This is a genomic window from Sphingomonas sp. UYEF23, from assembly GCF_040546165.1.
GTDB classification, from domain to species: domain Bacteria; phylum Pseudomonadota; class Alphaproteobacteria; order Sphingomonadales; family Sphingomonadaceae; genus Sphingomonas; species Sphingomonas glacialis.
The window spans coordinates 1-20,796 of sequence record NZ_JBEPNG010000015.1 but is presented as its reverse complement, the minus strand read 5'-3'; the positions used below and the strand labels follow the sequence as shown (position 1 = coordinate 20,796).

General features: G+C 63.5%; 16 protein-coding genes. 3 read left to right on the top strand and 13 right to left on the bottom strand.

Annotation, left to right across the window (positions count from 1 at the left end):
- Positions 1–29: 29 nt before the first annotated feature.
- The 3 genes from ABIB28_RS17865 to ABIB28_RS17855 form a co-directional block, all read right to left on the bottom strand.
- The gene (locus ABIB28_RS17865; RefSeq protein WP_354289408.1) at positions 30–1,598 is read right to left on the bottom strand and encodes an alpha-N-arabinofuranosidase; all 1,569 of its coding nucleotides are present in this window, start codon (positions 1,596–1,598) and stop codon (positions 30–32) included.
- A gap of 251 nt (positions 1,599–1,849) precedes the next feature.
- Positions 1,850–2,113, bottom strand: a complete 264-nt coding sequence (locus ABIB28_RS17860) for a hypothetical protein (protein ID WP_354289407.1) — start codon at positions 2,111–2,113, stop codon at positions 1,850–1,852.
- Positions 2,114–2,138: 25 nt separating this feature from the next.
- Positions 2,139–2,261, bottom strand: coding sequence for a hypothetical protein (locus ABIB28_RS17855; protein ID WP_354289405.1), 123 nt, complete (start codon positions 2,259–2,261; stop codon positions 2,139–2,141).
- 36 nt (positions 2,262–2,297) lie between these two features.
- On the opposite strand from ABIB28_RS17855, the gene htpG reads away from it, so the two are divergent.
- Positions 2,298–4,175, top strand: coding sequence for a molecular chaperone HtpG (gene htpG, locus ABIB28_RS17850; protein ID WP_354289403.1), 1,878 nt, complete (start codon positions 2,298–2,300; stop codon positions 4,173–4,175).
- Positions 4,176–4,195: 20 nt separating this feature from the next.
- On the opposite strand, the gene ABIB28_RS17845 is transcribed toward htpG, so the two are convergent.
- From ABIB28_RS17845 to ABIB28_RS17820, 6 genes are all read right to left on the bottom strand, one after another.
- Entirely contained in the window at positions 4,196–5,152 is a 957-nt protein-coding gene (locus tag ABIB28_RS17845) for an NADP-dependent oxidoreductase (protein ID WP_354289401.1), read from the bottom strand.
- Between the two features lie 65 nt (positions 5,153–5,217).
- The gene (locus ABIB28_RS17840) at positions 5,218–6,417 is read right to left on the bottom strand and encodes a glycosyltransferase family 4 protein (RefSeq protein ID WP_189676635.1); all 1,200 of its coding nucleotides are present in this window, start codon (positions 6,415–6,417) and stop codon (positions 5,218–5,220) included.
- Positions 6,414–8,072, bottom strand: a complete 1,659-nt coding sequence (locus ABIB28_RS17835; protein WP_354289398.1) for a capsular polysaccharide export protein, LipB/KpsS family — start codon at positions 8,070–8,072, stop codon at positions 6,414–6,416. The genes ABIB28_RS17840 and ABIB28_RS17835 overlap by 4 nt, the downstream gene beginning before the upstream one ends.
- Before the next feature lie 59 nt (positions 8,073–8,131).
- Positions 8,132–8,740 carry a histidine phosphatase family protein gene (locus ABIB28_RS17830; RefSeq protein WP_354289397.1) on the bottom strand — a complete coding sequence of 203 codons (609 nt, stop codon included), beginning with the start codon at positions 8,738–8,740 and terminating at the stop codon, positions 8,132–8,134.
- Positions 8,731–9,540 (bottom strand): 3-deoxy-manno-octulosonate cytidylyltransferase, encoded by an 810-nt coding sequence (locus tag ABIB28_RS17825; RefSeq protein WP_354289395.1) that lies wholly within the window; start codon positions 9,538–9,540, stop codon positions 8,731–8,733. Before ABIB28_RS17825 ends, ABIB28_RS17830 begins: the two co-directional genes overlap by 10 nt.
- 7 nt (positions 9,541–9,547) lie before the next feature.
- Positions 9,548–10,543 (bottom strand): KpsF/GutQ family sugar-phosphate isomerase, encoded by a 996-nt coding sequence (locus ABIB28_RS17820; protein WP_133190920.1) that lies wholly within the window; start codon positions 10,541–10,543, stop codon positions 9,548–9,550.
- Between the two features lie 151 nt (positions 10,544–10,694).
- Between ABIB28_RS17820 and kdsA the strand changes: the two genes are divergently transcribed.
- Together kdsA and ABIB28_RS17810 are read left to right on the top strand one after the other, a co-directional pair.
- The gene (gene kdsA, locus ABIB28_RS17815) at positions 10,695–11,522 is read left to right on the top strand and encodes a 3-deoxy-8-phosphooctulonate synthase (RefSeq protein ID WP_354289415.1); all 828 of its coding nucleotides are present in this window, start codon (positions 10,695–10,697) and stop codon (positions 11,520–11,522) included.
- Positions 11,523–11,669: 147 nt separating this feature from the next.
- Complete coding sequence (locus ABIB28_RS17810) at positions 11,670–12,689, top strand: IS110 family RNA-guided transposase (protein WP_354289393.1); 1,020 nt, start codon at positions 11,670–11,672, stop codon at positions 12,687–12,689.
- A gap of 527 nt (positions 12,690–13,216) precedes the next feature.
- On the opposite strand, the gene ABIB28_RS17805 is transcribed toward ABIB28_RS17810, so the two are convergent.
- The 4 genes from ABIB28_RS17805 to ABIB28_RS17790 all read right to left on the bottom strand — a co-directional run bounded on the left by ABIB28_RS17805 (position 13,217) and on the right by ABIB28_RS17790 (position 20,439).
- Entirely contained in the window at positions 13,217–13,954 is a 738-nt protein-coding gene (locus tag ABIB28_RS17805) for a class I SAM-dependent methyltransferase (RefSeq protein ID WP_354289391.1), read from the bottom strand.
- 37 nt (positions 13,955–13,991) lie between these two features.
- Positions 13,992–18,083 carry a glycosyltransferase gene (locus tag ABIB28_RS17800; protein ID WP_354289390.1) on the bottom strand — a complete coding sequence of 1,364 codons (4,092 nt, stop codon included), beginning with the start codon at positions 18,081–18,083 and terminating at the stop codon, positions 13,992–13,994.
- Complete coding sequence (locus ABIB28_RS17795) at positions 18,067–19,035, bottom strand: DUF4214 domain-containing protein (protein WP_354289389.1); 969 nt, start codon at positions 19,033–19,035, stop codon at positions 18,067–18,069. The genes ABIB28_RS17800 and ABIB28_RS17795 overlap by 17 nt, the downstream gene beginning before the upstream one ends.
- Before the next feature lie 186 nt (positions 19,036–19,221).
- A complete protein-coding gene (locus ABIB28_RS17790; RefSeq protein ID WP_354289388.1) occupies positions 19,222–20,439 on the bottom strand; it encodes a hypothetical protein in 1,218 nt (405 codons plus the stop codon).
- Positions 20,440–20,796: the final 357 nt, after the last annotated feature.

Here is a 20,796-nt window from a genome sequence, read left to right as displayed (position 1 = left end):
ACCCAGCGCCGGTGACGCGCCGTTCCCGCTCAGCGCAAGTCGAGCACCACCACCGACTTGGCCGGGATCGTCGCAGTCAGCGTGCCGCCCGCGACCTGCGCCGCCGTGAACGCCACGGGCTTCACTGCATCGGGCTGCTCGAAGCTGTTATGCGCGTCCATCGTCGCGCCGGTGACGATCCGGCCCGTAACGCTGGTCGCGCTCACCCCCGCGAGCGCCATGGACAGCGGGATCGGCCGATTGGGATCGAGATTGACCAGAGCGACGTGCACCTGGCCCGCAGTGTCGCGCACCGCCGATGCGCTGATCGCCGGCACCGCCACCGCATCCTTGTGATACCAGGGCGACGTGACCTCGATCGGCAAGGTCGTCGCGTCCATCCACGGCAGATAGAGGTCGAACACCCAATAGGTCGGCGTCTTGACCATCTTGGCGCCGTCGGTGAGCAGCATCGCCTGGAGCACGTTCACCATTTGCGCCACCGCCGCCATCTTCACGCGGTCGGCATGGTGCGCGAAGATGTTGAGGTTGAGCCCGGCGACCACCGCATCGCGCACGCTGTTCTGCTGGACGAGGAAGCCGGGGTTGCTGCCCGGCGCGGGATCGTACCAGGTGCCCCATTCGTCGACGACCAGCCACACCTTCTTGGCGGGATCGTATTTGTCCATGATCGCCGAATGCTTGGTGACGAACTCCTCCATCTGGAGCGTGTGCGCCATCGTGCTCGCCCATTCGCTCTCGGGGAAGCCGAGCGCTGCGCCCTTGTCGTTCCAGTGCACGTCGCGCGGGCGCGTGTAATAATGCAGCGACAGGCCGTCGATATGCTTGCCCGACAGCCGCATCAGCGTGTCGGTCCATTCGTAGTTCGAATCGCTCGGGCCGCTGGCGATCTTGCGCATCTTGCCCGAGCCCGATTTGGCGAAGGTCGCATAACGGTTGGTCAGGTCGGCGGCATATTCGGCGCGCATGTTGCCGCCGCAGCCCCACAATTCGTTGCCGATGCCGAGATAGGGCACCTTGAACGGCGCGGGATGCCCGTCCGCCGCGCGCTCCTTGGCGAGGCTCGAGCCATTGGGCGAGGTCATGTATTCGACCCACTGCGCGGTCTCGCTCGGCGGCGCGCTGCCGACATTGGCCGAGACATAGGCCTCGGCGCCGAGCCGCTCGACAAAGCCCATGAACTCGGGCGTACCGAAGGCGTTGTCCTCGTTGACGCCGCCCCAATTGGTGTTGATCTTGACCGGACGCTTGCCGCGCGCGCCTACGCCGTCGCGCCAGTGATATTCGTCGGCGAAACAGCCCCCGGGCCAGCGCACCGTCGGCACCTTGATCGCGCGCAAGGCGTCGATCACGTCGCGGCGATAGCCACGGTCGTTGGGGATCTTCGATCCTTCGCCGACCCAAATGCCGCCATAGATGCCGTGGCCGAGATGCTCGGCGAACTGGCCGAACACCTGGCGCGCCATCACCGGGCCGGGGCGGTCGGCATGGACCGTGGCGGACGCGGTGGCGTCGCTGGCGGCATCCTGGGCGACTGCCGCGGTCGACGCGAGCAGCACCGTGGCGAGCGAGAGCGCAAATCCGGCACGACGGGTCATCGGGGTTTCCTTCGCGGGGAGACGGGAGGGGTTGTCGGCGCGAGTCCGCACGGCGCGCGGTCGAGGGCTGGCACGGCGTCCAGCGACGGGCGCGTGCGCCGGTCGGATTCGGTCGTCGTCGTCGCCATGACTCGCATCCCCTCCCCCCGGCACGGCCCGCGCGAGGCCTTGCATTTTCAATTATATTGTCTGACTATAATCGCAAAGCCGCCACGTCAACGTACGTCGAACGCTGCATCGCGATTGCGGCGCTACCCCCGCACCGCCCCCTCCGGCCCGTCGATCACGCGGAAATGGCCGCTGCAATGCATCAGGCTGAGCAATTGGAGCATTCCGTCGACATAGCGCTGCTCGCCGGTCGGCACCGGCATATCCCACAGCGCCCGCAGAAACGCCTTCGCGATCGGCCCCGGCGTCGCAGCGAAACCAGCCACCGCGGTCGCCGCGAGCGTGTCGCGATCGGCAAAGCGGTCGATCCCCTCCCCCGCGAGAAAGCCGTGAATGCGATCGCTCAACGCGCCCGAGCGGCTTATGGTGGCGCTAGCTGCAAATCCAGCGCGAGACGTTGGCGCGCAACCATCGGAACGCATTGCGGAAGTCGACGGGCACATGCACGTCGCGGTCAGTCGGCACGATCTTGAAACGCCTCGGCGCGACGTCCATGTCGCAGCCTTCATCAACCGGAGAGACCGTGGCCCCATGACGACGACCACCACCACCACCCCGCGTTCCTTCGAAGCCGATGTCGCCAAGCTGCTGCATATGATGGTGCACTCGGTCTATTCGGACAAAGACGTCTTCCTGCGCGAACTCATCTCGAACGCCGCCGATGCGTGCGAGAAATTGCGCTACGAAGGGCTCAGCAACGCAAGCCTGCTCGGCGATGACGGCCAGCCGCGCATCACCGTCACGCTCGACGCCGAAGCGCGTCGCCTGACGATCGAGGATAACGGCATCGGCATGAGCGAGGACGAGCTCGGCGAAGCGCTCGGCACGATCGCGCGCTCGGGCACCAAGGCGTTCATGGATCGCATTGCGGGCGCAAAGGATGCCGAGGGCAGCCAGTTGATCGGCCAGTTCGGCGTCGGTTTCTATTCGGCGTTCATGGTCGCCGATCAGGTCGAAGTGGTCTCGCGCCGCGCTGGCGCCGAGACCGCGGCCTTGTGGTCGTCGGACGGCCAGGGCACCTATACGATCGAACCCGTCGACATCGCCCAAGCGCCTGCGCGCGGCACCCGCGTGCTGCTCCAGCTCAAGGACGACGCGACCAGATATACCGACGCCTTCACGATCGAGCGGACGATCAAGGCGCAGTCGGGCCATGTCCCCGTGCCGATCTTCCTCAAGGACACACCCGACTCCGAGCCCAAGCAGATCGCCGACGGCGCCGCGCTCTGGACCAAGCCCAAGGCCGAGATCAGCCCCGAGGACTATACCGATTTCTACCGCAGCGTGGCGGGCCAGTTCGACGCGCCTGCGCTGACGCTGCATTACCGTGCCGAAGGCGTGCACGAATATACCGTGCTCGCCTTCATCCCCGAGACCAAGCCGTTCGACCTGTTCGATCCCGACCGCGCCGGGCGGATGAAGCTCTATGTCCGCCGCGTCTTCATCACCGACGAGGCCGAAATCCTGCCGCGCTATCTGCGCTTCGTGCGCGGGCTCGTCGATTCGAGCGACCTGCCGCTCAACGTCTCGCGCGAGATGATCCAGGACAGCCCGGTGCTCGCCGCGATCCAGAAGGGCGTGTCGAACCGCGTGCTGAGCGAACTCGACAAGCTCTCGACGAACGACACCGAGCGCTATCTCAAGCTATGGGATACGTTCGGTGCAGTGCTCAAGGAGGGTCTGTACGAGGATTATGCGCGGCGCGAGACGCTGCTCGGCCTTGCACGTTTCAAGACGACCACTTCGAACGGCGAATGGCGTTCGCTCAAGGACTATGCCGCCGGCCTCAAGGACAACCAGACCGCGGTCTATTACGCGCTCGGGCCCGATCTCGATCGGCTCGCCTCGTCGCCGCAGCTCGAGGGCTTCCGCGCGCGCGGGATCGAGGTGCTGCTGCTCACCGATCATGTCGACAGCTTCTGGGCAGCGGCTGGCATGGATTTCGACGGCAAGCCGTTCAAGTCGGTGACGCAAGGGTTGGCCGATCTCAGCCTGATCGCGCTTCCCGAAGGAACCGAGCCGACGCCGCCTGCATCGGAGACGGTCAACGACTTCATCGCCTTCGTGAAGACGACGCTCGGCGATGCGGTGTCCGACGTGCGCGTGTCCGAGCGCCTGACCGAAAGCGCGGTCTGCCTCGTCGCGCCCGATACCGGGATGGACCGCCAGCTCGAGAAGCTGCTGGCCGGCGCGGGCCGGCTCGAGACCGCCGCCAAGCCCGTGCTCGAGATCAACTCGCGCCATCCGCTGATCGAAAAGCTCGGCGCAGAGGGCGCGGATCCGGCACTGCGCGAGGACGCCGCCCATCTGCTGTTCGACGAAGCGCGGATCGCCGATGGCGAGCTGCGGGTCGATCCGCGGGCGTTCTCGGCGCGGTTGACGCGCGTGCTCGGGCGCGGGCTCGGCTGAGCCCGCGCCGTCGTGCTGCGTCAGACCAGGCGCAGCACGACCTTGCCGCGCGGATGCGCGTCCTGGGCAAAGGCGTGCGCCGCGCGGACGTCCTCAAGCGGGAAGGTCTTGGCCACCGTCACCTTGAGCGCGCCCGACGCGAGCAAGTCGGCGACCTCGCCGAGCGTGGCGGCATCCGGCTCGGCATGCCAGCGCGGCACGATGCGCACCTTGTGCTCGGCCGCCTTGGCCGTGTCGGGATCAAGCGTCGAGACGAGGATGCCGCCCTCGCGGATCACGCCGAACGAACGCGCCTGCGTTTCGCCGCCTTGCGTATCGAACACCATGTCGAGATCGGTCGCGATATCCTCGAACCGCGCGTTCTTGTAATCGATCACCGTATCGGCGCCGAGGCTGCGGACGAAATCGAGGTCGTGCCCGGATGCGGTCGCGAACACCGTTGCGCCTTTCCAGCGCGCGAGCTGCACCGCCATGTGGCCGACCCCGCCTGCGCCGCCGTGGATCAGCACGCGCTGCCCTGCGGTGAGCCCGCCATGATCAAACAGGCCTTGCCAAGCGGTCATCACCGCCAGCGCCGATCCGGCAGCAGCGTCGAAGTCGATCGCATCCGGCATCGCGACGAGTTCGCGCGTCTTGACGCAGACGAAGTCGCTCTGCGCACCGCGATCCTGCCCGATAAAGGCGAAGACGCGGTCGCCGACGCTCCACTCTGAATCCGCGACTTGCGCGATCGTGCCGGCCAGATCGCGCCCGAGCACGATCGGCAGCGCATCTTCGCCGACCGGCGGATATTTGCCCTCGGCGGTCTTCCAGTCGACCGGATTGACGCTCGCCGAATGGACGCGGACGAGCACTTCGTCGGCCGCCGGATAGGGCGTGTCGATCGTGGTGACCTCGATCACCTCGGGGCCGCCGAAATGGGTGATGCGCACCGCGCGGTTGGCGGTTGCGGGCGTCGTGCTATCGAGGTCGGGCATGCGGGAACTCCTTCGCGCCGACAAACGCGCCGCCGCCCAGTGCGATCCCCCACCCCGTCACGCCGCTAGCGTTGCAGCGCCTCGATCGCGTCGCACAGGATCGAGATATGATCGTGCCAGGTCGGCGGATTCCAGCCGCGCATCCGCTCGAGTTGCGCGTGGTGCATCGGCCCGGCACGCGCATGATCGAGGATCGCCGCCTCCCAGCCGAGCCCATCGAGCGGATCGAGGAAATCGGGCGCGGCGCCACCGGCCTCGTGGAGCGCGGGCAGATCGCTGCAGATCACCGGCGTGCCGACCGACAGCGCTTCGGCCACCGGCATGCCATAGCCTTCGGCGAACGACGGCAGCACCAGCGCGCGCGCACCACGCAGCAGCGCGTGCATCCGCTCGTCCGAACAGCCGTTGAGCTCCTCGACATGGCCTTTGAGCCCGGGGCAGCGCTCGAGCATGTCGACGACTTGCTCATTCTCCCAGCCGCGACGCCCGACGATGATCAGCCGCGGGATCGCCGCCGGATCCATCTGCTGCGCCATGGCGCGCCACAGGTTGAGCAGCAGCAAATGGTTCTTGCGCGGCTCGATCGTGCCGAGACACAGGAAATACGGCCGTTCCGCCGCCGCGCTCGGCAGCGGCGCGACGTGCGGGATCTCCTCGGTGCCGAGCAGCGCCACGCGCACGTCGACCGAGCGCCACGCCGCCAAGAGGAACGGCTTGAGCGATTTGGCGGTCGATACCGAATTCACGATCACACTGTCGGCAAAGCGCGTGATCGTGTCGACGCGTTGCTGATGCAGCCGCGCCCCGTCGGGTCGGGCATATTCGGGATATTCGATCGGGATGAGATCGTGGACGAAGCACAGGAAGCGCGCCTGTTCGTGCGCGAGGATCCGTTTCACCAGATCGGGCTTGGTCAGATGGTGCGGCGACGATTGGACGTAGACGGCGTTGGGGCCGGGCCGCGGCCGCGTCGGCAACAGGTTGAGCAGCGTCGGCATCACTTCGGCGATCGGCCGCGGCCCGCCCTTGCCGCGCGCGCTCGCCCAGCGCGCCTCGGTCGCGTCGAGAAACGCGAGCGTTCGCGCGCGCGAAAGACGGCCGTAATTGCCGAACGGATGCACCGCGGCAAAGCCCAAGCGCTCGCCGAGCCGCGCCTGCAACCCGCGCGCATACGCCATCTCGACGCGATCGACGCCGGACGGAGTCTGATGCCGCGCGCGCGACAGCAAGCGCGAGACGTCGAGGATGACCTCGCCCGCGCTCATAGCCACCCCATCGTCAAACGTCCCTGCACTTGCTTCAACTTCGTCACCCAGGCCAATCTGTTCGTCGCATTGCCGCTCGCCATGCGCGCGATCAGCACCTCGGGCGGACAGGGCAATCCCGTAACCGGATCGAGATAGCGCGGGTAGACAATCAACACCGCGGCAACGAGTTCCGCCAGCCCCAATCGCCGCCCCCGGCGATCGGGGATTGGCGCGAGATCGCGCGTCAGGCCCCAGCCGGCGTAGAACGGCACGCCGTGGCAGGTGACCGCCCGCCCGCGCAGCAGCGCTTCGAACCCAGTGAGCGAGGTCAGCACATGGACGGCATCGACCAGATCGAGCAGCCGCGCCATCGTCCCGCCGCGCACGATCCGGTCGGCGTGCGCCAGGGCGTCGTCATCGCGCACCGCGCCCTTGCGATGCCCGGCATCGACATCGGGGTGCGGACGGAACCAGATCTCGGCATCGGGCTCGAGCACGCGCGCACGGCGCAGCACCTCGAGATTGCTCGTCAGCCCCGCCCCGCCGAGCAGCACCGACTGGTCGTCCTCGACTTGCCCCGCGACGAGCACCAGCCGCTTGCCGGCGACGCGTTCGGGAAAGCTGTGCGCGGCATCGCCGCCATATTTGCTGATCCCGGCGGCCAGGATCGTCGCGCTCAACCGCTGCGCGCGCTCGAGCAAGGCGGGCGGGAATTCCCCCTCGGCCAGCAGCACCTCGAGATCGCTCGCGCGCGTCGGGTCGTAATGGATGCCGCGTCGGTCGATCGCGATCGACGACGGGGGCACGAGGTTGCTGCCGAGCCCGACCGAACGCACGAAGCCATCCTCGACACGGACCAACGCGACCCCCCGCGCCGCTGCCGCCGCCGCCAACCCGGCCGAAACGCGCGACGGCCACACCGCAATAGCGCCGCCCATCCGCGCGGCATGCGCGATCGCGCGCTGCTCCGACCAGAAGAAGCGCAAGGGGTGCGCGGGCGTCCACAGGAAGCGCGCGATCTCGTGCCGCTTCCACCAGCTGAAGCCGCACGCCGCGACGAGCCCATGATTTGCCGCGAAACTCTGCCGCAGATCGCCGAGCCACGCGATCATTGCGCCGCTGTCGTCGGTCTGGCCGGTGAACGGGTCGAGACAGGCGGTCTGCGCGAGGTCGCTCGCGACGCGCGCTTCGAGCGTGGCGGCATCGTCGCCGGGCTCGCCGAAGCGGCCAGCCGAGAGCAAATGGACCGCGCAACCAGCGATCGCCGCGAGCGCGACCCATTCGTCGTTACCGTGGGCGACGAGCGTCGTGGCACGATCGAGCACCGACCACGGATCGATCTCGGTCGCGACGATCCGTGCGGCATCGATGCGAGCGTGCACCGCGGCGTCGCGCGCCAATGCCGCGGGCATCGACCATAAAGCCGCTGGCGCGAGCGCTGCGGGAACGCTGTCGATATCTTCGCGCGTCCGCAGACGCACGATAGTCGGCGCGCCCTGGACCGCGCTCGCCGGCGCCCAAAACGCTCCGCCGACGCGCGCCGCACGGATCGCAGCGAACAGCGATACGATCGTTTCGGGCGCGAGTACATGCTCGCTGAGCGCGCTCGTCGTGTCGATGACGGCCGCAGCAGCGCCCGGAAATGCCGGAAAACGAAGCAAGGGAAGGCGCATCGCGTGGCTCTCCAGCAATCCCCCTGGCGATGCAAGGGCTTGTGCGACCGGGCGAAAGCTTACGGCCGACGGTTCCAATCGCCCAATCGCAGCCCGCCCGCGTCGCGAACGATCGTACCGAAGGCGCCCGTCCGCAGCTTGAGCGTCGGCAACGAAGCCGCCTGTTCGTGCAGTCCTGCGTCCGAGAGCAAGGCGAACCGCGCGGCGCCATTGCTCGTGACGAGGAGGATGTTGCCCGACCCCGATGCCCACAGCGCCTTCCACCCGGCGACGCGCTGCGCAGGGTCGACGCTCCAGCCATCGGGGGCGTGCGCGGCATGATCCCACGCCTCGATCGCCGCCGCGCCGATCCGCGCGAGCACGGCGCTTTCGGGCATGTCCTCATCGGGCCCATGGTCGATTTCGGTGAGCCAGTCGGCGGTCTCGACCGGCGGCGGCGCGGTTTGCGCGGCGAGGATCAGCGCGAGCGTCTCGCGACTGCGCGCAAGCGGCGCGGTGAACGCGCGATCGAAGCGCTGCCCGCCTGCCGCGAAGGCGGCGCCCAGCGCCTGCGCTTGCGCCCGCCCGCTCGCGACGAGCGGCAAGTCGGTCCGCGCGCCGATCCGCCGCGGCGCGACGCCCGGCTCGAACGTGTCGCCGTGGCGGACGATCGTGACCCTCAGCGCCATGCGTGCTCGGGCTCGCCGAACTGCGCTATGAGCCGCTCGGCCAGCGCGACGTCCGCCGGAGTGTCGATCCCCGACATGGCATGGCGCGGCGGCGCGACCGTGACGGTCCGGATCTCGACCCCCGATTCGAGGAAGCGCAATTGCTCGAGCCCCTCGAGCTGCTCGTACGGCGTCGGCGGGGTTGCCTCGAATTCGCGCAACGCGGCGAAGCGATAGGCGTACAGGCCGATATGGCGAAACACCGGCGACAGTCCGCCCGCCTCGCGTAGCGTGACCTCGTTGCGCATCGCCGGAAGGACGGTCTTGGAAAACCACAATGCCCGGCCCTCGCTATCGCGCACGCATGTCGTACCGCTGAACGGCGATGTCTGCTTGTGTGCGCGCATCGCATCAAGCGCATCCCAGTCGAGCTGCACCACCGGCGTCGCGACCGCGCTGCTCGAGTCGCGCAAGGCACCGATCAGCGCGGCGATCATCGCCGGATCGACGAACGGCGCATCGCCCTGCAAATTGACGACGATTTCGCTCGCGCGGTCGCGCGCCGCCGCCCAGGCCCGCCCCGAACCCGAGGTGATCGCGCTTGCGGTCAGCACCGCGTCGCAGCCGAGCGCGTGCGCGTGATCGAGGATACGGGCATCGTCGGTCGCCACGACGATCTCGGCATTGCCCGCCCGCCGCGCGCCCTCGCGTGCAACGCTGACGACGCGCGACAACAGCGTTTTCCCGGCGATCTCGACCAGCGGCTTGCCCGGCAACCGCGTCGAGCCGTAGCGCGCTGGAATTACGATCAGGTCGGGCATTGCAGTGTCAGGCAACGCCCGCGCGCAGGATGTCGTGCAAGTGGATCAGCCCGACGAGCTTTTCGCCGCTGACGACGAACAGCACCGACACCGCCTTTTCATTGAGGATCCGCAGCGCGTCCGAGGCAAGGATCTCGGGTCCGACGGTAATCGGCTTGAGCGTCATATGGTCGCGAATATCGGCATGCATGTGATCGCCGCTGACCGCGCGGCGCAAATCGCCATCGGTGAAGACGCCGAGCAGTCGCCCACCCTCGTCGACCACCGCGGTGCAGCCGCAGCGCTTGCGGCTCATCTCGATCGTCGCCTCGATCAAGCTCGCGCCGACCTTGACCACGGGGATGTCGTCACCCTTTGCCATCAACTGCGCCGCGGTCGCGAGACGCGCGCCGAGACGGCCGCCCGGGTGGAAAGCGAGGAAATCCGAACGCGTGAAGCCGCGCCGCTCGATCAACGCGACCGCCAATGCGTCACCGAGCACGACTTGCACCGTGGTCGACGACGTCGGCGCGAGTTCGTTGGGGCACGCCTCGCGCACTTGCGGCAAGGTGAGGCACAGATCGGCAGCGCGTCCGGCGGTGCTCTCGGCAAACGCGGTCGCGACGATCAGGCGGATGCCGAATCGGCGGCAATAGGCGATGATATCGCCAAGCTCGGTGGTCTCGCCCGACCAGCTGAGCGCGAACACGATGTCCTCACGCCCGATCATGCCGAGATCGCCATGGCTCGCTTCGCTGGGATGGAGGAACAGCGACGGCGTCCCGGTCGACCGCATCGTCGCGGCGATCTTGCGCGCGACGATCCCGCTCTTTCCCATGCCGGTTACGACGAGTCGCCCCGTATTTGCGGCGATCGTATCGACGGCTTCGAGGAAACGGTCGCGCAACGGGAATTCGTTGAGCGCGAGCGACAGCGCCTGAAGCGCCGCCATCTGGATTCGCGTGGTGCGCAGTGCCGAGAGCAAACCAGGATGTTGCGAGCTGCTAAGCGCGATCGCTTTCATAAAATCCCCTTCTGCCATGCCTTTACCGCCGGCATGGATGCCATGGCCCGGTATCCAATTGACTTCCACCGCTGCTCGAGCGCAGGTCGCTATATACGCGCTCCCTTACGCAAAAAGCCATAGGGGCAAAACCATCAGAGAAAGCGTGACCATGCAGCTGTGCGGACAAGCGGTCGGCCCGGACCACCAGATTTTCTTCATCGCAGGGCCGTGCGTCATCGAAAGCGAGGCCCAGTCGCTGGCGATTGCGACCCAGCTTCGCGCGATCGCCGACCGGCTCGGCGTGCTGCTGATCTACAAGAGCTCGTTCGACAAGGCGAACCGCAGCTCGGGCACGTCGTTCCGCGGCCCGGGGATCGAAGAAGGCCTGCGCATCCTCGAGAAAGTGCGCGCCGAAACCGGGCTTCCGGTGCTGACCGATGTGCATACCGAGGACCAGGTGAAGATGGTGGCCGAGGTCGTCGACGTCCTCCAGACGCCCGCCTTCCTCGCGCGGCAAACCGATTTCATCTCGGCGGTTGCCGCTTGCGGTAAGCCGGTCAACATCAAGAAGGCGCAGTTCATGGCCCCCGGCGACATGACGCACGTCGTCGCCAAGGCGCGGGCCGCCGCGACAAGCGCCGGCGTTTCGGACGGCAACATCATGGTGTGCGAGCGCGGCGCGAGCTTTGGCTACAACAACCTCGTCTCGGACATGCGCAGCCTGGCGATCATGCAGGGTACCGGTTGCCCGGTGGTGTTCGACGCGACCCACTCGGTCCAGCTGCCGGGCGGGCAAGGCGACCGCTCGGGTGGTCAGCGCGAGTTCGTGCCCGTCCTCGCTCGCGCGGCGGTAGCGGCCGGGGTGGCGGGGTTGTTCCTCGAGACGCATCCGGACCCCGATCAGGCGATGTCCGACGGGCCGAACAGCTGGCCGCTCGACCATCTCGAGCCCTTGCTCGAGCGGCTGATGGCGATTGACGCGGTGGTGAAAGGGTAGGAAGCGCAGCAAGGCTATGGGGCGGCAGGTGCGACCGCCCCAAGCACTTCCACCAGCGGCAACTGACGTGATGGCGTGGACGGCCCCTGCACAAGCGTAGCTGTGCAATGATGCGGCCGTTGTAGGTCCACGTCTAGGAGTCGGAACATGAAGCAGGAGGTTATTACCGTCGGTTTGGATCTGGCGAAGAGCGTTTTTCAGGTGCACGCAATCGGCCGCGACGGGGCCGTTCTGGTTCGGCGCAAGCTACGGCGCGCCGAGGTAATCGGCTCCTTCGCCGATCTTCCAGGTTGTCTCGTCGGCATGGAGGCATGTGCATCGGCGCATCATTGGGCTCGAGAGCTGATCGCGTTGGGGCACGAGGTACGGTTGATGCCGCCCGCCTATGTTAAGCCCTACGTGAAGCGCGGGAAGACCGACGCAGCCGACGCCGAGGCGATTTGCGAGGCGGTGACACGTCCGACCATGCGGTTTGTCGCGGTGAAGACCGTCGAACAGCAGGCGGTGTTGATGCTCCACAAGAGCCGCGACCTAATGGTGCGACAGCGGACGATGCTGATCAACGCATTGCGGGGGCACCTGGCGGAACATGGCATCGTGACAGGCGTCGGTGCGGGCGGTGTGACTGCGATGCTAAAAGCACTGCACGAACAGCAGGACAAGCTGCCTGTTCACGCCCGCTCGGCCCTGCACGCCCTCGCCGCCCAGCTACGGGCGCTCTCCAGCGAGGTCGACCGGCTCGAAGCACAGATACTCGCGTGGCACCGAGCTGACGATACGAGCCGCCGACTTGCCACGATCCCGGGCATCGGCCCGATCACCGCGTCCGCAATATCGGCAGCGGTGCCGGATGCGTCGCTGTTCCGATCCGGACGGCAGTTTGCGGCGTGGCTCGGCCTTACCCCGCGAGCGAACAGCTCCGGCGGCAAGGAGCGGCTTGGCGGGATCACCAAGCAGGGCGACGGCTATCTGCGCCGGTTGCTTGTAGTCGGCGCGACAGCGGTGATGCGCATGGCGCGCAAAAATGCCGCTCGCCAGCCCTGGATGGCACAGCTCCTCGAACGCGAACCGGCGAAGATCGCGACGGTGGCGCTCGCCAACAAGACAGCGCGCATCGCCTGGGCGGTGATGTCGCGCAACGAAGTCTACGCGGCGTCCGCCGCGTGACCGTCATCCGCGTCGCTGGGTAACGCCGGCGGCAGGATGGCGTAGGAGTAGCTGAGTAGTGATGACGAACCGGTCAGACCGGGGGTCGGCAAAACCCAGGGGGTCACAGCGCTTCGAGCGCGATGACGTGATTAGGGAGCCGGCCTGCGGACTTCATCAGGGCCAGCAGCCAGACGGTGCTGCGCGAACAGGCCGAACACATGGATGCACCCGACCGGTGCTCATCGCTGCACAAAAGCTCTTGCGCCGCAGGGGCCGTCCACACATGGACCTACAACGGCCGCATCATTGCACAGCTACGCTTGTGCAGGGGCCGTCCACGCCATCACGTCAGCGGAAAGAGCCGTTCGCGGTGTTCGCACCTCCGGTCGGGCTACGCCCTCCCATACGCCGGAAGCACCGCGAACGGGACGTCGGCTCCATGCTGTTAACGGGTTCCTTCTCGACGCCGATCGTGGGCCCGATCCAACGCCTATTTACTCCCCTGCGACGGCGCGCCCCGAGTTCGACGTCCTCGGGTCCCGTCCCTACCGACGAGCGTGGATGATCGTCCGATGCGTCTCCCCATTGCTGCCGCGCATGGTAGCAATACGGCTTCGCGTCAAAGGATGCTTGGGGGAGGCAGGTGACGCGAGGAATTCTACGCTCGTGAATCCGAAGTTTTCGAGCATAACCTCGAGCGCGGGAAGATTGGGTGCCCAAAAGTTAGTTGGATCCCCACCCAATTCACCTGGTTTGTAAAGACGCATTGCCGGAAGCGGTTCGAGCGGCAGCGCCGTCACGGTTTCTATGATAAGGTGGTCCGAACACATCCGCGCGGCCGCCTCAAGGCAGCTATACGGGTCTTTGACGTGGTACAAAACGCCGAGGAATAGTACCACATCGAACGTCCCCAAGGCCTCCGGTGACAGGTCGAGCACGTCAATGTCCAGCGACTCGACCTGCGAATCGCGCGCTCGGTGGATGAAATCGAAACCGTCCCGGTTACCCCAGCCTGGCCCGGACCAACAAAAATGGTCGGTCGCCAAGACCCGCCCGGCACCGCGGCGTTCGGCCTCATAAGAAAAAAAGCCGTCCCACGCGCCGATATCAAGAACTGATTTCCCAATCAGATCGCCAGAGAATATAAGATCGGCTTCCTCCAGTTGAATGTCGAGCGGCTTAACTCCGTCAAAAACTGTACCATCTGGCATTTTGAAGGAATGAAACCATCGGATGGCGGACGGATCCGGATGTTCGTCGGCCGAAACCGGGTGTGTCGTCATAAATTCCCAAGCTCTACAATTTACGTGGTTGCGCGTGTCAGGGCAGCAATTCTATCTCGATAGACCGGAGCGAAAGGTCGGTCGTCTCAGTAACCCATAGTCGGACCTCAAAATCCATTACCGCCGTGGCGATGTGAAACATCTCGACGACCCACCATCCCGCCCCGTCATGGCTTATCGCGGCGGTGAGGTGGAGACTTTCGCCAACGTCCGATGAGATGTCCAGATATTCATCGCCAGTTATGATCTTGGCCGTGCCACAGGCCGTGATCCGATATGTTCCGAGACCAAGCGGCATGTAGGGACCGTATACAAGAAATCCAGTGACGCCATCGGTCCAAATCTCCCGCCGATGACGCTTTCCGAATTGCGACTTAAGCCGTGCATCATGCCCCCAGAAGCGCAACACGCTGTCAGGCTCCCAGGTTTTATATGGCCTCTCGCCGCACATCATGGTCGAAAGGAGGGCGTCCGCACTCTGCGCCCAGTTGATCCAAGGCTTTTTACCGCTCTCGTGCTGTGGCTCAGTCCGACCGAGAAGGTCCGTGATGGCGTCGCATATCGCCCCCGGATCCTTGCTGTCCGGGAAATAGGTTGCCGAGTCACCGCCTACCTCCCGGAAAACGGGAATGTCACGCGCGAGAACAGGCAGACCATGCCGGGCTGCTTCAACGAGCGGCAAGCCGAAACCTTCGCCCTCGCTTGCCGCAATGAGGTGGCTGCACGATGCGTAGATTTCATCGAGAAATTGATCGCTGATCGAATCGAGCCAGAACAGGCGCTTTCCGAATTCCGAATGGCCGCATAGCTGGGCTGCGAAGTCTTCCATGAGCCAACCCAATTTGCCGACTAGAACCAAGCTTGCCTGTGTTCCCTGAGCCCATAGACGCTCGAACGCCGCTAAGATCTGCGGGTGGGCTTTGCGCGGTTCGATGGTGCCGACGGATAGTAAGGACGGCGTAGCACGAAGCGCGGAGAGTGTATCCTGTGCGCTATCGGGAAAACCAGTTGATGGTGCACTGTTCTCGGTATCGGCGCCCAGATGAAACCAGTGAATCTCGACGGGGCAGTGACGTGCAGGTCCGTAATGATCGAGCCATTCATATAGTTCATCTGCGACGGAACGTGAGATGCAGATCAATCCGGTAAACCCGCTAACAAATTCAAGCCATGTATGATGGCCTACTTTGTTGCCAAGCGGAAAATGTTCGGGCAAAATAATCGGAAGTAGATCATATACAACAAAATATATTTTAACCCCAGACCGATACCAATTTTTTAGGATACTGTCCTGGAAGGGTGCGATTGCTGGCTGCAAGTCTAGGCCTATGAAGATATCGCCGGGATTTGGTTCTACAAAGTCGTCCGACCAGACATTTTCAATCCCCAGAAACCGCGCGGTAAAGGCGCGTGCGTAGCTGTACCCCAAAATTCCCGTCTTGGCGTAGACAGGCTCGACACGCCAGCCTTCCGGGGGGAAGCGAAGCCACTGCATCAATATCGAACGCACAACGCGCTGAATCCCAGTTTTCGCGTCACGTTGGACAAGCTCGGAGATGTCGACATAAAGGCGTCTGAGCTGCGGCTGGCGAGGGAGGTTTCGTCCGATGCTTGAAGCTAGCTCAACCCAATCTTGTTGCGACAGTGTCAAGCTGCTTTCGCCAAGCGCCCGGCCGAGTCCAGCCTCGCCAAGGCTCGCGACGGCATAGGAATTTTCGATTGCCGCGACATAGCCATGCGCGCAGTGTTGGGGCAGATGCTGCTGTTCGATTAACGCCATGGCGCGGGCGCCGATTTCGGCGCGGCGCGCCTTATCCTTCCGAAGCGCTAGCAGCCCTGCGACAAGATCCTCGTCCTCGAACGCGTCGGCCAGCATCCAAACGCAATCGCTTGGCAGCTCGGCAACCGATCCGTTCGCGTTGACGATGGTCGCCAAACCCACATTCATACAATCTAGCACAGCGAGGGATGTTGCTGTGTGCGCAGGCGAGCATAATTGAACAGCCATGTCCGCCGCGGACAGCCAGCGCCGGAGTGTTTCCGGATCCACCGATCCGGTGATTTCGATCCCGCTGGTCGATTTAGCGCAACGGATGGAGTATTGCAGTCCTGCGCCGTATTCGCTGTCCTCGTTTTCGCCGATAAAGATGAGGCGACACATTGGATCGCCTCCAAGCGGGCTGGCGAACCATGCCGCCAATAGGCGATCGTTTAAGCGCGTCGGGCCGAGCGCGCCGAAGCTGCAGACAACAAAATCGTTCGCGGGAATGCCGAGCGCGCGCCGCGCCGCTGCACGGTCTACCGACACGATTCTATGGTGCGGGCGTGGCACGACGTACCAGTCCTTCGCTGCGTCGAGACCAAACCAACGTTCCGCAAGCTGCGTTGCATAACGACTATGCACAATGACTCCGAGCGAATCCTGGATCGCCCGCAGGGGATAAGGGTGACGCTGACGCCTCTCAGCGGCGCCGCCTTTCCAATATCGCGTCGCGGCGGACCAGCCATGTGCTTCGAGCAGCATCTGGATGGTTTCGAGCGGCGTGTCGCCGCTATCTCCTTGCTGTTGGCTGTTATCTCCCAAGATGAAGTCGTCGAGCACGACCAATCCTGGGTGGCGCTCGAGAAGGGCAAGTTTTGGCCTATGCAATCGGGGGTGCCCGAGCTGGTAAACTATCCGATCGAATTCATGCGCGTGATTTTCGAACCATGCGATGGTTCGAACAGGACAATTCGCTACTATTCGGGGGGCAACTATTTCGTCCTTGTCGGTAACGACTTCGATGCGGTAATGGCGTGATAATTCAGGAACGATCGCGCCATAGTCGACGCATTCGCCGTTGGCGGGTCCACCGGTGTAGACGAACGCCAGCCGCGGCCGCTTTGTGCGATTGGGAACCACTGAAGTACGGGCAGCTTGGCTCTTCTCGAGAGCCGCCCATGCCCGTCGTGCGACATGATTCCAGCTGAATTCGCGCGCTCGAGTGATGCCATGCTGTTCTAGTTTCTTGCGAAACTGGCTGTCGCGTAAGACCTGTTCGATTTTGTGACGCATCGCATTAGCGTTGCGTGGGTCGAAGAGTGCACTCTGCAGCCCGATCACCTCGGCCAAGCTCGATGTCTCGCCACCAATGACCGCGCGCCCACATTGCATCGCCTCGAGCGCCGGTAGGATGGACCCCTCGTGTCGTGAGGGAAGGACAACCAGCGTGCTGGCGCGGTAGAAGTTAAGCAAATCTTCGTCGGAGATGGATTCGCAGAAAACAACGTCACATGGGCTGAGCTCGCAGGCTCTCGCAAATTGGTCCAAACGCTCCCGCTCGGCATGTGAGATCGCGCACAGGAGCAAAAGCTGATGATCTCGACGAAGATCAGCCGACAGTCCCGCAAACGCCGTGATCAGGTCTTTGAGGCTTTCGTCTCGACCGGTCGCGCCAGCACAAAGAACGAATGCGCGCGTCAGGCCAAATTGGTGTGTAAGCTGTTCGCGGCGTTTCTGGCTGATGAAAGCAGGACTGAACCGAGCGCTAGCCGCTGCCGAAATCCTTACAGCGCTGGCCGGGACGATCGACAAATGTCGCAAGGCGCCCGCTCGCGCGGCTTCCGAAAGCGTGAACACCAAATCGGCGCGACGAATGTGACCGAGCTTGGCCTCATACCATTGCGCAGCCTCCGATGTGGCCGGATAGAATTCGGTTGTCCCGGACGCGGCGAGATCAAACAGGACGAGTGCGGTGGGGATTGCGGTGTACAGCTGCCCGATGCTCGTTGCGGCATCGTCATGAAGTCCCTCGAATATCGACGGGATAAGGATATAATCCGGGCGGACTTTGGCTAAGGCCGCTTCGCGCATGAGTTCCGCCGCCAGTCGACGTGACTCATTTGCTAGGTCGGAAGCGTGTAGTGGAGCGGGCGAGTCCCAGACGATGATGTGATCGCTTGGTAAGATCGCGCTCAGCGCTGCTCTGATCGGTTCGATCGTTTCAGGAAACAGAGCGCTAATCGCCACGAAAACGCTATGATTACCGCAGTGTTCGATCAGGCTTTGGGCGAAAGACATGCAATACCGGCCAATGCCGTGACGCCGATTCTGTCCTTGGGAACCCTGTAGATCAATAATCAAACGCATTGGCATCACTCAAAATAAACGAATTTTGAAAAACATTATTTAGGCGTATAACAGCTGAACGACTTCTTTGACCAAGCGCACTGAGGTCTGTCTGGTTGACGTACGCCAAAGGATGCGACAGTTTTGACGAATTGAAAAATTCGATCGCGGCCAAATGCTCGGCTGAGCGTTTTTCGAGCCTTTCGAGGCTCGCATCTACGGTATCCCGCCAACCGTTCTCCTCTTCCGCGCTGCAAAATAGTGTCTGGGTCAACGCATCGAAGTGGTGATCGGGCTTGCTTGCATCGATACGTTCGACAGCAAGACGTATGCTTTCGAGGTGCCTGCCCAAGCCGCTAAGCCGCTGGTCGGTTGCTTTGACTTGTCGTCGTACTCGGCCAATTTCCTGCCGCAGGACGGCATTGAGGTTGCCAGTTTTGCTTGCGAGGGCACGTACTTGTTCCGTTGTCGAAGCCACGGCGTTCTCGAGGCTTTCCACCTGGCGATAGGCCAGTTCACGCTCGCGGTTGTGGTTTCGCGTCTCGCGCCGGTTGCGCCCTAACCACCCGAGGAATCGGCTTGCTCCTCTTTTTTCTTCGACAACGAGGCGTGACAGGTCCGACCAGAACGTCGCGGCGGAGCGCGCCTCGGCCGAATGCGCAATATCCTCGCAGATCAGTTCGCGCGCCCGTCCTGCTCGTAGCCGCTCAAGATGGCTGTTCATTTCTTCGGCCTCGGGCGCACGTCCGAGCAGCGTTTCATAGAGATGCCTTACGCAATCTGCATCATCCCCGTTGGCCAGCAAACTTTTTTGCCGCGACTCATATTCGGCGGACGTGGCGATATCGGCCAAGAGGCGTTGACGGCCAATTCCAAGGCGAAGCGCGCTGGTATGGTTGGTCAGTTCGCTTGGTTCTGGCCAGCGTCCCAGCACCTTCCGGTAGGACGCCCGCACGAATTTCGTGGCTTCCAAGCTCAGAAGATCGGTAATCTCAACGACGTTACAAAGCATCTTGATTGGACCTAGCTACGGGAACGAGCAAATTTGTTGAGTTCGAGGCTGGGTGGGGAAGGTCAAACAGATGGCCTTGCCATCCACGGCGAATGTCCTGCCGCCGCCGCGGGGCAGTTGCGAGGCTGTGGGCTTGGCCAACCATTGCTATCGCTGGCGCTTTCGGGAGACGACTCGCGTTTTATTGGCCAAGTGCGCACGGTTCTGTGCTTCGGAGATTGGCGGCCCATCTTGGAACAATCTGAGCACTCGGCGTTTCAGAAAGGCACGTCGGGGGGCCCAATCCTCATAGATCAGATAGATTCCAGAGTCGTCGGTTACGAAGTGCGCATAACTGACGGGACACGGGGTCGCATCGTCGGGCATTGAGGATTTGATGATCGGGGGACCGACTAGTTTTTCCCATTTTCCCGTTCCGGCCCTCGGCCAGGAGTTTCTTCGTGTTCGATAGATTTCGAAGTTCCACGATTGATTGATTTGGCAGGCCAAGCTTTTTGTCATGATTTCGCCAATCATGAATCTGTAGTCAGGGGTGCTGATCGTGCTGACGGCGCCGGTGCCGACGCATCCGGGGAGCCATGCGCTACAATCCTTCGCGCTGAAGATCGCGTCGCCCGGCAGATCTCCGCCACTGGTTGTCCAAATCTTGAAATCGCGTGTTTCGGCGACACCACGAAAACCTGTTTTGTCGCCCGGACCTACACCATGAAAAGTCACGATAAATTTGCCATTGCGCTTCTCAATTATGTAGGGGGTTCCTTCGTCGTGCGTGGAAACGGGACAAGCCTTATTTTCCCCAGCGCAAATCCGCGACCATAGCTGTCCGCCCCGAACGACCGGATTTGCCGGATCAGCGGTAAATCGACCGGTCGGCGATTCATTCGCTCGGCTGTAATGGCACAACGACCACCCCCCCGCATTGGACAGGGCCATGCATTGGGCAAGCATGTGCCAGGTTCGCGTCGGCAAGTCATAGAACGAACTGCCATCCAGTATTGCGCATCCGTCACCTGCAGGACTGGCGCCCGGATCGACGATCGAGGTCGGCTTCGACCAGGTTTTGCCATGGTTTTTGCTCTCGCGGACGACGACCCTGGTGTTATCGCCGGGACAGGTGGGATTGGGAGTATTCAAATAGGCGCGGCTGAAGGCGTACCAGGCTTTCCCTCGGACCGCGTACCAAGTTCCGATCTCACTGTGCTGACCCGGTGCATCTGTCCATTCGATCGTTCCGACCTGCCGAAAATGCGCGTGCCCCTTCCACAGGTCGAGCAGGCTAGCGGTCTTCGCGACAGCAAACAGGGGCGTAAAGGCCAGCATGAGCGTTGCAACCGTTAGTCCAACCCTGCGCGCAGTCATCGCCATATCGTCACCTTTACGCCACCGACCCAGTGATCGACGATGACCCGATCGCGACCACGGGACACGCCCCTCACTGGTGGCTTCGACGCCTTTGATGGACGCTTCTGGGCTCGACGACAACCATCTCTCAACGTCGCTCCTCTGTGTTTTTGTGGAGATTGCGAGCAAGGTTTCAGGAAAGGTTGCCAGCAAGATCGGTCCGATCCTACGTTGTCGGTGAACCGCTGCCCGTTTCCTGGACCGTTTTGAGCTGGAAAACTCAAATTAGGGTCAGGCCCCATAAACGGGAAACCCTTGTTGGCGCGAATGTGATTCATATGTGGACGCCCCCTTGGCAAGGGCATTTTGTCGGGATGGGTT